This window comes from Herbiconiux sp., assembly GCF_023264895.1.
GTDB lineage: Bacteria > Actinomycetota > Actinomycetes > Actinomycetales > Microbacteriaceae > Herbiconiux.
The window spans coordinates 1-12,879 of record NZ_JAHFUY010000002.1 but is presented as its reverse complement, the minus strand read 5'-3'; the positions used below and the strand labels follow the sequence as shown (position 1 = coordinate 12,879).

The 12,879-nt window shown below is 69.8% G+C and carries 12 protein-coding genes; 7 read left to right on the top strand and 5 right to left on the bottom strand.

Features of this window, described 5'->3' with window-relative positions:
• The first annotated feature begins 66 nt into the window (after nucleotides 1-66).
• Together Q0D57_RS00370 and Q0D57_RS00365 are read left to right on the top strand one after the other, a co-directional pair.
• A complete protein-coding gene (locus Q0D57_RS00370; protein WP_291036556.1) occupies nucleotides 67-1,209 on the top strand; it encodes a Gfo/Idh/MocA family oxidoreductase in 1,143 nt (380 codons plus the stop codon).
• Nucleotides 1,206-2,207, top strand: a complete 1,002-nt coding sequence (locus Q0D57_RS00365) for a sugar phosphate isomerase/epimerase family protein (RefSeq protein ID WP_291036516.1) — start codon at nucleotides 1,206-1,208, stop codon at nucleotides 2,205-2,207. The genes Q0D57_RS00370 and Q0D57_RS00365 overlap by 4 nt, the downstream gene beginning before the upstream one ends.
• Before the next feature lie 87 nt (nucleotides 2,208-2,294).
• Here the strand turns inward: Q0D57_RS00365 and Q0D57_RS00360 are convergent, their stop codons facing one another.
• Both Q0D57_RS00360 and Q0D57_RS00355 read right to left on the bottom strand, forming a co-directional pair.
• Entirely contained in the window at nucleotides 2,295-3,452 is a 1,158-nt protein-coding gene (locus Q0D57_RS00360; protein WP_291036553.1) for an ROK family protein, read from the bottom strand.
• 92 nt (nucleotides 3,453-3,544) lie between these two features.
• Nucleotides 3,545-6,760 (bottom strand): efflux RND transporter permease subunit, encoded by a 3,216-nt coding sequence (locus Q0D57_RS00355; RefSeq protein ID WP_291036514.1) that lies wholly within the window; start codon nucleotides 6,758-6,760, stop codon nucleotides 3,545-3,547.
• Nucleotides 6,761-6,890: 130 nt separating this feature from the next.
• On the opposite strand from Q0D57_RS00355, the gene Q0D57_RS00350 reads away from it, so the two are divergent.
• Nucleotides 6,891-7,094 (top strand): hypothetical protein, encoded by a 204-nt coding sequence (locus tag Q0D57_RS00350; protein WP_291036512.1) that lies wholly within the window; start codon nucleotides 6,891-6,893, stop codon nucleotides 7,092-7,094.
• Between the two features lie 10 nt (nucleotides 7,095-7,104).
• On the opposite strand, the gene Q0D57_RS00345 is transcribed toward Q0D57_RS00350, so the two are convergent.
• Nucleotides 7,105-7,455: an ATP-dependent DNA ligase gene (locus Q0D57_RS00345; protein WP_291036510.1), complete on the bottom strand. Its 351-nt coding sequence runs from the start codon at nucleotides 7,453-7,455 to the stop codon at nucleotides 7,105-7,107.
• A 58-nt stretch (nucleotides 7,456-7,513) separates the two neighbouring features.
• On the opposite strand from Q0D57_RS00345, the gene Q0D57_RS00340 reads away from it, so the two are divergent.
• The 3 genes from Q0D57_RS00340 (at nucleotide 7,514) to Q0D57_RS00330 (ending at nucleotide 9,830) form a co-directional block, all read left to right on the top strand.
• Nucleotides 7,514-8,650, top strand: coding sequence for an AI-2E family transporter (locus Q0D57_RS00340; protein ID WP_291036508.1), 1,137 nt, complete (start codon nucleotides 7,514-7,516; stop codon nucleotides 8,648-8,650).
• A gap of 82 nt (nucleotides 8,651-8,732) precedes the next feature.
• Nucleotides 8,733-9,218: a pyridoxamine 5'-phosphate oxidase family protein gene (locus Q0D57_RS00335; RefSeq protein ID WP_291036505.1), complete on the top strand. Its 486-nt coding sequence runs from the start codon at nucleotides 8,733-8,735 to the stop codon at nucleotides 9,216-9,218.
• Between the two features lie 69 nt (nucleotides 9,219-9,287).
• A complete protein-coding gene (locus Q0D57_RS00330) occupies nucleotides 9,288-9,830 on the top strand; it encodes a DNA starvation/stationary phase protection protein (protein WP_291036503.1) in 543 nt (180 codons plus the stop codon).
• Between the two features lie 63 nt (nucleotides 9,831-9,893).
• Here Q0D57_RS00330 and Q0D57_RS00325 read toward each other — a convergent pair whose 3' ends face one another.
• Entirely contained in the window at nucleotides 9,894-11,381 is a 1,488-nt protein-coding gene (locus tag Q0D57_RS00325) for a PLP-dependent aminotransferase family protein (RefSeq protein WP_291036501.1), read from the bottom strand.
• 62 nt (nucleotides 11,382-11,443) lie between these two features.
• On the opposite strand from Q0D57_RS00325, the gene Q0D57_RS00320 reads away from it, so the two are divergent.
• Nucleotides 11,444-12,190 (top strand): hypothetical protein, encoded by a 747-nt coding sequence (locus Q0D57_RS00320; RefSeq protein ID WP_291036499.1) that lies wholly within the window; start codon nucleotides 11,444-11,446, stop codon nucleotides 12,188-12,190.
• On the opposite strand, the gene Q0D57_RS00315 is transcribed toward Q0D57_RS00320, so the two are convergent.
• Nucleotides 12,090-12,755 carry an HhH-GPD-type base excision DNA repair protein gene (locus Q0D57_RS00315; protein ID WP_291036497.1) on the bottom strand — a complete coding sequence of 222 codons (666 nt, stop codon included), beginning with the start codon at nucleotides 12,753-12,755 and terminating at the stop codon, nucleotides 12,090-12,092. The genes Q0D57_RS00320 and Q0D57_RS00315 overlap by 101 nt on opposite strands.
• Nucleotides 12,756-12,879 lie beyond the last annotated feature (124 nt).

Genomic DNA, 12,879 nt, shown 5'->3' with positions numbered 1-12,879 from the left:
GCCGCTTCGCGCGCGTAGAGAAAGCAAGAGAACGTGACTCGAACCTCCCCCGGTCTCCGCGTCGCCATGGTCGGCAACGGCTTCATGGGCGCCGCCCACTCGCAAGCCTGGCGGGTCGCCGGACGCTTCTTCGATCTGCCGCTGCAGCCCGAGATGACCGTCGTGGTGGGCCGTGACGCCGACCGGGCCGCCGACGCCGCCGCGAAGTGGGGCTGGGAGGAGTCCTCCGCCGACTGGCGCGAGGTCATCGCTCGCGACGACATCGACCTCATCGACATCGTCACCCCCGGGTTCTCGCACGCCGAGATCGCCATCGCCGCCCTCGAGGCCGGCAAGCACGTGCTCTGCGAGAAGCCCCTCGCCAACACCGTCGCCGAGGCCGAGCAGATGGCCGAAGCCGCGCGCCGCGCCGCCGCCTCCGGGGTCTACGCCATGGTCGGCTTCACCTACCGCCGGGTGCCCGCCGCGGCCCTGGCCCGCGACCTCATCGCCGCCGGCCGCATCGGTACCGTGCGCCAGCTGAGCGTCAGCTACCTGCAGGACTGGCTCGCCGACGAGAACGCGCCCTTCACCTGGCGCCTCGACAAAGAGCAGGCCGGATCCGGCGCCCTCGGCGACATCGGCGCCCACGCCATCGACCTGGCCCAGTTCATCACCGGCCGCTCCCTCGTGTCGGTCAGCGGGACCCTCGAGACCCTCGTCTCCGAGCGCCCCGTGCTCGCGGAGGCCCAGGGCCTCTCCGGCACCGCCGGGGAGGAGAAGCAGACGGTGACGGTCGACGACCGCGCCCTCTTCACCGGCCGCTTCGACGACGGCGTGCTCGGCGCCTTCGAGGCCAGCCGCTTCAGCACGGGCCGCAAGAACGCGCTGCGCTTCGAGGTCTCCGGCAGCCTCGGTGCCCTCTCCTTCGACCTCGAGGACCTCAACTCGCTGCAGCTGTTCGACGCGACAGCCGATCCGCTCACCCAGGGCTTCACGAAGATCATCGTGACCGAGCCCGGGCACCCCTACCTCGATGTCTGGTGGCCCGCCGGCCATGCCCTCGGCTACGAGCACGGGTTCTCGCACCAGGTGCGCGACCTCGTCACGGCCATCGCGGCGGGCGAGCAGCCGGTACCCTCGTTCGACGACGGCCTGCAGGTGCAGCGGGCCCTCGATGCCGTGCAGCGCAGCTCGGATGCGGGCAGCGCGTGGAAGGAGATCTCATGAGCCGCCCCATCACCCTGTTCACCGGTCAGTGGGCCGATCTGCCTCTGGAGGAGGTCGCGAAGTTGGCCTCCGGGTGGGGCTACGACGGCCTCGAGCTCGCCTGCTGGGGCGACCACCTCGACCCCTGGCGCTGGAACGAACCCGGCTACGCCGAAGGAAAACTCGCCCTGCTGGAGAAATACGGCCTCAAGGTCTACGCCATCTCCAACCACCTCAAAGGCCAAGCCGTCTGCGACGACCCCATCGACGCCCGACACCGCGACATCCTCTCCGACCACGTCTGGGGAGACGGCGACCCCGAAGGCGTCCGCCAACGCGCCGCCGAAGAGATGAAGAACACCGCCCGCCTCGCCCGAGCCCTCGGCGTCGACACCGTCATCGGCTTCACCGGATCCGCGATCTGGAAATACGTCGCCATGTTCCCACCCGTCTCCCAGCACCTCATCGACGCCGGCTACCAGGACTTCGCCGACCGGTGGAACCCCATCCTCGACGTCTTCGACGAGGTCGGCGTGCGCTTCGCCCACGAAGTGCACCCCTCCGAGATCGCCTACGACTACTGGACCACCCAACGCACCCTCGACGCCATCGGCCACCGCACAGCATTCGGCCTGAACTGGGACCCCTCCCACTTCGTCTGGCAAGAACTCGACCCCGTCGACTTCATCCTCGAACACGCCGACCGCATCTACCACGTCGACTGCAAAGACGTGAAGATGAACACCGGCAACGGCAGGAACGGCCGCCTCGGCTCCCACCTCGCCTGGGCCGACCTCCGCCGCGGCTGGGACTTCGTCTCCACCGGACACGGCGACGTCCCCTGGGAGAAATCCTTCCGCGCCCTCAACGCCATCGGCTACACCGGACCCATCTCCGTCGAATGGGAAGACGCCGGCATGGACCGCCTCATCGGCGCCCCCGAAGCCCTCGCCTTCGTCCGAAACCTCGCATTCGACGCCCCCACCGCCGCCTTCGACGCCGCCTTCAGCACCCGCTGAGCTCACGCCTCCTTCCCACGAGTGGGCGCTTTCGGCGCGAAAGTGGTGGTTTTCGGGCACGAAGTGCCCACTCGTGGGAGGGGGAGCTCAGTCGGGGAGCGCCGCCACCATCGCGTCGACGCGCTCCGGTGAGAGGGCGAACTGGATGGCCATGACGCTCGCTCCCGCGATGGCCGCGTTCGCGCCTATCCGGGACTGCGTGATGTCGAGGTGCTGGGTGGCGAACGGCGTGGCGCGCGTGTAGATGGCCTCGCGGACACCGGCGATGAGGAACTCCCCCGCCGCCGCCAGCGCCCCGCCGATGACGATGGTCGACGGGTTCATGAGGCTCACGCACGTGGTGAGCACCTCGCCGAGGTCGCGGCCGGCCTGGCGGACCGCCTGGATGGCCTCGATGTCGCCCTGGCGCACGAGCGCCACGATGTCTCCGCTCGAGGTGGTCTCGATGCCGAGGGCCCGCGAGATGGCGGCACCGGAGGCGAGCGCCTCGAGGCAGCCGCGGTTGCCGCAGCGGCAGAACACGTCGGCGCCGCGCGAGACGTAGACGTGACCGAGGTCGCCGGCGGTGCCCTGGGCCCCGCGCTGCAGCACGCCGCCCGAGATGACGCCCGCGCCGATGCCGGTCGCGACCTTCACGAACATGAGGTCGTCGACACCGCTCCAGGCGAGCTCCCGCTCGCCGAGCGCCATGATGTTCACGTCGTTGTCGACGAGCACGGGCACACCGAAGTGGCGGCCGAGGGCGCCGCCCACGTCGTAGCGGTCCCAGCCGGGCATGATCGGCGGGTTGATCGGGCGGCCCGAGGCGTGCTCGACGGGGCCGGGGAGGCCCACGCCGACGGCGATGAGGGCAGCAGGGCCGCCGGCGCCGCCCGCATTCGTGCCGTCTGCCGCCTCACCCGACTGGGCCAGGAGCTCCGAGCCCATCGTCATGACGTGCTCGAGCACCACCACGGGACCGCGGGCGATGTCGATGAGCTCGGAGCGCTCGTCGATGACGGTCCCGGCGAGATCCGTCAGCGCCACCCGCACGTGCGAGGCGCCGACATCGACGCCGAGCACCGAGTGGCCGGTGACGTTGAGCGCGAACTGCGTCGACGGCCGGCCGCCCGTCGAGATGGCGTCGTTGACCGGGCGCAGCAGCCCGAGCTTCATGAGCGCGTCGATCCTGAGTGCCACGGTCGAGCGGGCGAGGCCCGTGATCGCTGCCAGTTCGGAGCGGGTGCGGGCCTGGCCGTCGCGCATGATCTGGAAGAGATCGCTCGAACTGGACGCGTTGGGAACCTTCGAGGGCTCACTTATGTCGATCACTGTGCGATCTTATCGCACCGGTCGACTCAACGAGTGGCCAGCGCCCGCTCCTCCCGCCGGTTGCGACGCCGCTCGAGCCCGCCCTCGTAGAGGTTGTAGATCACCGGGAGCACGATCAGGGTCAGCAGCGTCGACGACACGAGTCCGCCGATCACGATGATGGCGAGCGGCTGCGAGATGAATCCGCCGTGCCCGGTGAGCCCGATGGCCATCGGCAGCAGGGCGAAGATGGTCGCGAGCGCCGTCATCAGGATGGGCCGGAGCCTGCGGCTGGCGCCCTCGACGAGGGCCTCCCGCACGGGCAGTCCCCTCGCCCGGTACTGGTTCACGAGGTCGACGAGCACGATCGCGTTCGTCACCACGATTCCCACGAGCATGAGCGCGCCGATGATCGAGGGCACGCCGAGCGGGATGCCGGAGATCACCTGCAGGCCGATGGCGCCGGTGGCGGCGAACGGGATCGAGACGAGCAGCAGCACGGGCTGCATGAGGCTCTTGAAGGTGGCCACCATCACGACGTAGACGATCAGGATGGCCACGAGCACCGCGAGCCCGAGCTGACCGAAGGCATCCGACTGGTCGGTGACGACGCCGCCCACCTCGGCGGTGGCACCGGCCGGCAGCTCGACGTCCTGGAGGGCCGTCTGCACCTCGGCACTCGCGGTGCCGAGGTCGTCGCTGTCGGGCGTGACCGACACCGTGGCGGTGCGGATGCCGCGGACGGTCGTGATGCTCGCGGGGCCGTCGACCACGCCGACCGTCGCCAACGAGTCGAGCCGCACGGGGCCGGCTGCGCTGGGGATCGCCAGCGCGGCGAGCGCCTCCTGCGTGGTGGGCGGGTCGGAGGCGGCGATGTAGATCGTGTAGTTGGTGTCGTCGATCACGATCGAGCCCGCGGTGGTGGGCTGCATGGCCTGGGAGACGAGGCCGCCGACGGCCACCTCGCTGAGCCCAGCGGCCGCGGCGGCGGCGCGGTCGACGGCCACCTGCACGTAGGGGCGCGACTCGCTGAGGCTGCTCGTGGCCTGGGCCACGGCATCCAGACCCTGCATCGCGTCGAGCACGGCCGAGGCCGCCGTGGCGAGGTCGGCCTGGTTCGTGGCCGAGACGTCGACCGCGATGTCGCTCGAGCCGCCGAAGCCGGCGGAGGACGAGATCTGGAGGTCGCCGACATCCGGGATCGCCTCGAGGTCGCTGCGCACGGTGGCCTGGAGGGCCTCCTGGTCGACGTCCTCGTCGGTCGTGATGTTGTAGGTGATGGCGCTGTCCCCGCCGCCCGAGAAGGCGTCGCGCAGCGAGCTGCCGCTCGAGCCGATGGTGAGCTGCACGGTCTCGATGCCCTCGATGCCGTCGAGCGCGGCCTCCACCTCGTTCGAGGCCGCGGCCTGGGCGTCGAGGCTCGAGCCCACGGGAACGGTCTGCGTGACCGTGAAGGTGTTCTGGCCGCTGTCGCCGAGGAAGTTGGTCTTCATCAGCAGGGTGAGCGGCAGGGTTCCGAGGAGCACGACCACCGCGATCAGGATCGTCGCGACGGAGTGCTTGAGGGTCCACGCGATGATCGGGAGGTAGCGGCGCTGGAGGGCGGTGGGCGGCTCGTCGTCGACCGTCGGCTCGACCCGGTGGTTGCGCGCACGGCGCGTGGGTGCGTCGTCGTGCTGCGCCTCCGGCGCGGTCTCGGCCTGCCCGTCGTGGTGCAGCTCGGGAACCGCGGCGTGGGCGTGCACGACCTTGCGCTTGGGCGGGCGCACGAACCAGTAGGCGAGCACCGGGACGATCGTGAGCGCCACCAGGAGCGATGCGAGCAGCGCGATGGTCACGGTGAGCGCGAACGGACGGAACAGCTCGCCGGTCATGTCGCTCACGAAGGCGAGCGGCAGGAACACCGCCACCGTGGTGAGGGTCGAGGCCGTGATGGCGCCGCCCACCTCGCGCACGGCCTCCACGATGACCGTGGCGCGAGCGGTGGCGGACTCCTTCGGCGTGAGCTGCTGCCCCGCGAGGGAGGCGAGATGCCGCTTGATGTTCTCGATCACCACGATGGAGTCGTCGACCACACGGCCGATCGCGATCGTGAGCGCACCGAGCGTGATGATGTTGAGCGTGTAGTTCGCCGCCTGCAGCCCGAGGAACGTGATGAGCACCGAGGTGGGGATGGAGATCGCGGTCACGAGCGTCGACCGAATCGACAGCAGGAAGAGGAAGACCACCACGATGGCGAAGAAGAGGCCGAGCAGCCCCTCGGTGGCGAGCGCCTCGATCGACTGCTGGATGAACGGCGCCTGGTCGAACACGATGGTGAAGGTGGCACCGGGCAGAGCGGCCTCGAGCTGGGGCAGCAGGTCGCGCACGGCCTGCGAGACCTCGACGGTGTTGGCGGCGGGCACCTTGGTGACCGAGATCGTGAGGGCGTCCTCCCCGTTCACCCTTGAGATGGAGGTCACCGGGTCGTCGACGAGCTCCACGGTGGCCACCTGGCCGATGGTCACGACCGTGCCGTCGGGGTTGACCGCGGGCAGGGGCAGGCCCTGGATGTCCTCGACCGAGCCGAGCTTCGAGCCGGCCTGCACGGCGTAGCTCTGCCCGTTCTCGGTGAGCGTGCCGGCCGGGACGAGGAGCCCGTTGTTCTCCACGGCGTCGCCGATCGCCGAGGGCGCGAGGGCCACCGCGGCGAGCGACTCGTTCGAGGGCGTGATGGTGACGCGCTGACCGACCTGGCCGAGCACCTGGGCGGCGCGCACACCGTCGATCTCCTCGAGGTCGGGCACCGCCGAGGTCTCGAGCTGCTGGGCGAGGGTCTTCGTGTCCTCCCCCGAGACCGCGATCGAGATGACGGGCAGGTCGTTCACGCTGCCGCTCAGCACCTGGGTGTCGAGATCCTCGGGGAGGGTCGAGGCGATGCGGTTGATCGCCTGGGTGATCTTCTGCTCCGCCGTGGCGAGATCGGTGCCGTAGGTGAAGGTGGCCGAGATGATCGAGAGGTTGGTGGCGCTCGTGGCGCTCGTCGTCTCGATCCCCTCCACCCCCTGGATGGCGGTCTCGATCGGTGTCGACACCTCGTCGTTGACCACCTCGGGGCTCGCCCCGGGGTAGGGCGTGAGGATGGCCAGCTGCGGGAACTCGATCGAGGGGATGAGCTCCTGCTTGAGGTTCGTGAGCGCGAGGGAGCCGAAGACGGCGACCACCACGGTGACGAGCGCGATGAGGGCGCGGTTCTTCATGCTGATGACGGCGAGGAAGTGCACGGGGAGTCTCTCTGTCGGCCGAGCGAAGCGTCTAGGTGACTTAACTATCTCATCGCGCGACTCCCTCCTCGCGCGGCGAACACCCAGCACGACGGGGTTATGCTTCACCTGTCGAGTTCAAGGGAGAACAATGACTGAAACACTCACGCGCGCGCTCCACTGGCGCCGTCGGCCCGAGGGCCTCTGGGTGGCGACCGACGCCGAATCCCGCCCCTTGGGCATCATCACCGAACGCTGGGTGCACGGCTTCGTGCTCACGAGCCGATCCGGCAAGGATCTCGGCACCTATCGCAGCCTCGACGAGGCCATGGCCGCGCTCGAAGCGGCGGTCTAGCCCGAGCCGGCTAGCGGACGGTCGCGGGGCCCGACGCTCCGTTGTGCGGGTTCGCGTTGCCCGTGCCGGGCTCCTCGGTGAACTGCAGGCCGCCGCTGCCGTTCGACGACGCGGTGAGCACGTCGAGCCACTCGCGGTTGATGGAGGGCACCCGGCCCCCCGCGAACTTGAAGTACAGCGGGATGGCGGCGTCGAGCCAGATGCTCGAGCGACCGTCTCCGATGGCCGGGTCGTCCTTCCAGGAGAAGAAGAAGCTCTCCTTGCGGCGCAGCTTCGCGGCGATCACGATCTGGAGATGCGTGAGGGTGCGGTCGTCGAATTCGATCTCGATCCCCGACGACCCGTAGAGAAGCTTGCCCATGCGTCCATTAACGCATGCATCGGTCTAGTGTTGCCAGCGGATGAGATGAGGTGTCTTCGTGTTCAGCAAGAAGAAGAAGAGCGACCCCGCGGCCGCAGCGCTCGAGCCGGGGAGCGACCTCGACGTCGCGGGCAGCAACAGCATCCCCTCCGTGCGGGTCAACGCGTTCCGGATCGGACTCGTCGGCGGGCTCGGCGTGCTCCTGTCCATCCTCATCGGCGGGGTCATCACCCAGCTCAGCACGGTGCTCATCTACGTCGGTGTGGCGCTCTTCCTCGCGCTCGGACTCGATCCGCTCGTCTCCTGGCTCGAACGCCGCATGCCGCGGCCGCTCGCCATCGTGATCGTCTTCGCCGCGGTCATCGGCATCTTCGTCGGGCTGGCCTTCGCGGTCATCCCGCTCGTGGTCGACCAGGCCTCCTACCTCGTGAAGAACTTCTCCGACATCGTCGACGAGGTCACCAACAGCGACTTCGTGACCGGCCTCCAGGGCGTGGTGGGCAACTTCGTCGACATCGACAAGGCCGTGCAGGATGCCGCGGCCTTCTTCCAGGACCCCGACAACCTGCTCGCCCTCGGCGGCGGGCTGCTCGCCGTGGGCACGGGTATCGCGAGCGGGGCCACGGGCGCCGTGATCGTGCTCATCCTGACCCTGTACTTCCTCGCGTCGCTCCGCAGCATGAAGAAGATCACCTACCGCTTCGTGCCCGCCAACAAGCGCCTCGCCTTCGCCTCCCTCACCGAGGACGTGACGGGTGCCGTGGGCCGCTACGTGGTGGGGCAGATCGGACTTGCGGCCATCAACGGCGTGCTGAGCCTCATCTTCCTCACGATCATCGGCGCCCCGGCCCCCGCCCTGCTCGCGTTCATCGCGTTCCTGGCGTCGCTGATCCCGCTGGTCGGCACGCTCTCCGGCTCGATCGTCATCATCCTGGTGTGCCTCTTCGCCTCACCGCTCACCGCGCTCGTGGCGGCAATCTACTACGTGATCTACATGCAGCTCGAGGCCTACTTCCTGAGCCCGCGCATCATGAACCGCGCGGTGGCCGTCCCCGGTGCGATCGTGGTCATCGCCGCGGTGGCCGGTGGAACGCTCGGCTCGGTGCTCGGCGCGCTCGTGGCCATCCCGATCGCCGCGTCGGCGATCATCATCGTGCAGAAGGTCGTGTTCCCGAAGCAGGACGCGAAGGTCTAGTTCCCCTGAGAGGGTCTGGGGCACCTGTGAGGGTCGGCCTCCGGCCTAGCCGATCCCGCTCGCCGAGCGTAGGTTCGGCCTCATGAGCACTCACGACGAAGACATCCAGACCATCGCGAAGCTGATCGAGTCATCGAAGATCGCGCTCGTCACGAGCCGCACCGCGGGCGGAGACCTGCACAGCCGCCCGCTGCAGGTGCAGGAGGCGGAGTTCGACGGCGACCTCTGGTTCTTCACGCCGCACCCGAGCGACAAGACCGAGGAGATGGCCGCGCACCCCCAGGTCAACGCGGCCTTCGAGTCGTCGAAGGGCTACCTCTCCATCGCCGGCCGCGCCAGCGTGGTCACGGATGACGCCAAGATCGACGAGCTCTGGAACAAGGGCGTCGAGGCCTGGTTCGAGGGCGGCCGCAACGACCCCTCCGTCGCCCTCCTGAAGATCGAGGCCGACTCGGCCGAGTACTGGTCGCTCGACGACCCGAAGGCCGTGCGCCTGTTCAAGATCGCCCGCGCGGCGGTCGGCGGCGGCACGCCGGACGTCGGCGAGAACAAGACGGTCGAGCTCTAGGCGCCATCCGCCCGCTCTCGCCTCACCTCGAGAGCGCTGACTCCATCGATTGCACGAGAAAGGAACACCATGACCGCCACCATCGAACGCCACGTCGAGGCTCCCTCCGACGGCGGAGCCCGCCCCACCCGCCGGCAGAACGCCGAGCGCGGCTTCAAGGCCTCCAAGGAGCTGACCGACTGCATGCAGCGCGTGCTCGTCGACCTGATCGAGCTGCACCTGCAGGGCAAGCAGGCGCACTGGAACGTGGTCGGCAAGAACTTCCGCGACCTGCACCTGCAGCTCGACGAGATCATCGAGGCCGCCCGCGAGTTCAGCGACGTCGTCGCCGAGCGCCTGCGCGCGCTGCACGCGGTGCCCGACGGCCGCAGCGACACCGTGGCCGCCACCACGACCCTGCCGGAGTACCCCAACGGCGAGATCGACACCGCCGAGACGGTCGACCTCGTGACCCAGCGCCTCGAAGCCGTGGTGGGAACCATGCGCGAGGTGCACGACCAGGTCGACGACGAGGATCCGACGAGCGCCGACATCCTGCACGGCATCATCGAGAAGCTCGAGCAGTTCGCCTGGATGGTCAGCGCGGAGAACCGCAAGCCCGCCAAGCGCTGAGCACAGTGCTGAGCACAGTGCGCTGAGCAGCGCAGGTCACAGGGCGACCTCGCCGCCGACGGGTCAGACCACGTCGGCGAAGAGGTCGCCCTGTGCCATGAGCGGGCGGCCGGCGACACCGCGCCAGGCCGATTCGAGTGCCCGGATGCCGCGCTCGAAGTCGCCGGGCGCGTGCTGGATGGGGATGCGCAGGAACCGCTCGAACGCCCCGTCGATGCCGAACCGCGGGCCGGCCGTCACGAGGAGTCCGTGCGATCGCGCCGCCAGTGCCAGCTGGGAGCTCACGGGCGCGCCGAGGTTGACCCAGGTGGCGAGGCCGCCGTCGATCCGGTGCGCCGACCACTCGGGGAACACCGAGGCCAGGGTGCCGAGCACCTCGTCGCGCCCGGCCCGCAGCTGCTCGGTGCGGAGGCTCAGCACCGGCTCGAAGTCGCGCAGCAGCTCGGCGACGATGAGCTGCTCGAGCACCGGGGTGCCGAGATCGCCCGAGAAGCGGTTGGCGGCCAGCTTGCGGATGATGGCCGGATCGGCCCGCACCCACCCCACCCGGAGCCCCGCCCACACGGTCTTGCCCACGGATCCGATGAGCGCCACCGAGCTAGCGGTCGCCGGATCGGCGTAGGCCGCAAACGGCAGATAGCGCTCGGGGCGGTCGATGTCGAGCTCGGCGGTGGTCTCGTCGATGACCACGATGGTGCCCTGCCGGGCCGCGTGGTGGATGACCTCCGCGCGGAGTCCCGCCGGCATCGACTCGCCCGTGGGGTTGTGGAAGTCGGGCATGAGGTAGGCGAGGGCGGGGCTCGTGCGGGCGAAGGCCTGCTGCAGGCCCGCCGCGTCCCAACCCGCCGCCGGTGCGCGCCATCCTGGCTCCTCGTGCCACTCCGATCCCTGGGCGGTCACGGTCACCGGCACGAGCCTCGCGCCCGCCGCCCGCAGCGACTCGTAGGCGTGCGGGTAGCTCGGCAGCTCCACCACCGCCCGGTCGCCCCGCGCCAGCAGTGTGCGCGCGAGCAGGAAGATGGCGTGCTGGGCGCCGATCGTGATCATCACCTGGTCGACGCTCGTCGGCAGGCCGCGCGCGGCGTAGCGGTCGGCCACGGCCTGGCGCAGTGCGCGCGAGCCGAACGGATCGATGCCCGTGCCCTCCAGCTCACCGGCGAACTCGCCCATCACGCGCAGCGTCGCCGCGTGCAGGCCCGGGAAGGCCGCCGAGGTGGCCTTCGAGAAGTCGATGTACTCGCCGGAGGGCTCCTGGCCGGCGATCGGCGCCCGCCCGGGCAGCCGGGTGACGCTGCCGGATCCGCGCACGCTCTCGGTGTAGCCCGCGCCGCGCAGCTCGCGGTAGGCGGCCGAGACCATCGTGCGGCTCACGCCGAGCGCCTGCGCGAGATCGCGCTCGGCCGGCAGCCGGGTGTCGGTGGCGATGCGGCCGTCGAGCACGAGCAGCCGGATGCGGTCGAAGAGGGCCAGGTAGGAGGGGCCGGAGGTCGCTCCCCGCCAGTCGCCGAGCAGGGCGATGAGCCCTCGGGTGCCGATGCGGACGTCTGTCATGCAACCACTGTAGCGGGATTGGCTTCTTGATAGCGGGCCAATTCTCGAATTGGATGTCTCTTGTGTCCCGATCCTTCGCTCTTCGCTTCGCCCGCCTGCTGGCCGGCCTCCTGCTCTACGGTCTTGCCGAATCGCTCATGGTGCACGCCACCATCGGAGTGAGCCCCTGGATGGTCTTCGCCCAGGGCATCGCGAACGTCACCGGGCTCGGCATCGGGCTGCTGACCGTGCTCATCGGCGGTGCCGTGCTGCTCCTCTGGATCCCGCTCCGCCAGCGGCCGGGGCTCGGCACGCTCATGAACGTGCTGCTCGTGGGGCCGTTCATCGAACTGGGGCTGCTGCTGTTCCCGGCACCGGATGCGTTCGGTGCGACGGGCGTCGCGGCCGTTCTCGTCTCCGCCGGCTACTTCGCGATCGGGCTGCTGCTGCTCGCGGTGGCGAGTGGCGTCTACATTGGGGCCGCGATGGGGCCCGGGCCACGCGACGGCCTCATGACGGGGCTGCACTCGCGGCTCGGCTGGCCCATCTGGCTCGGCCGCACCGCCGTGGAGGGCACGGTGCTGCTCGCCGGATGGCTGCTCGGCGGCAACGTGGGGCTCGGCACCGTGGCGTTCGCGCTGCTCGTGGGGCCGCTCTGCGGGGTCTCGCTGCGGTGGTTCGGGGTGACGAAGGCCGGGGCCGGATCGCGTGGGCCTCGGGCAGCGCGCCCTACTCGCCCTTCGCGCTCGCGCTCTTCGCGCCGGTCTTCGCCGGCTTCTCGCTCTTCGCGGCGGCCTTCGCGGCGCGCTTCGTCTCCCGCACGCGTGTGAGCGAATCGGCGTCGACGATGTCGGCGACGGAGCGGTAGGAGCCCTCCTCGCCGTAGGGGCCCGCCGCGTCGCGCCAGCCATCCGGGGTCACGCCGTACTGCTTGCCGAGCAGGGCCACGAAGATCCGCGCCTTCTGGGCGCCGAAGCCCGGCAGGCTCTCCAGGCGCTTGAGCAGGGTGCGACCATCGGGGCTGTCGCGGGTCCAGAGCTCCGAGGCGTCGCCGTTCCAGTCGTCGACGAGGGCCGCACAGAGCGACTGCACGCGGGCGGCCATGCTGCCGGGGTAGCGGTGCACGGCGGGAGTCTCGCGGAAGAGCTCGACCAGGGCCTCCGGGTCGTAGGCGGCCAGGGTCTTGGCGTCGAAGGTGCTGCCGGTGCCGGTGCCGGTTCCGCTTCCGCTTCCGCTTCCGGCCGCGGTTAGGCGCTCGGTGATCTTCTTCGGGCCCTCGAAGGCCGTCTCCATGGCGATCTGCTGGTCTAGGAGCATGCCTATGAGGAGGGCTAGGGGGTCGGTGGAGAGGAGGTGGTCGGCCTTGGGGTCGCCTGTGATGTGGAGCTTGGGCATGGTTCATGTTTGCATGTCGGTCTTCTGGGGGGAATGCCGGCGTGCGTGGCCGGTGGCTGAGCTGAATGGTCTGGTCGTGTCACTTCCGGCGGTCGCTTCGCGACCGCTGCCAGGCCCACCACGT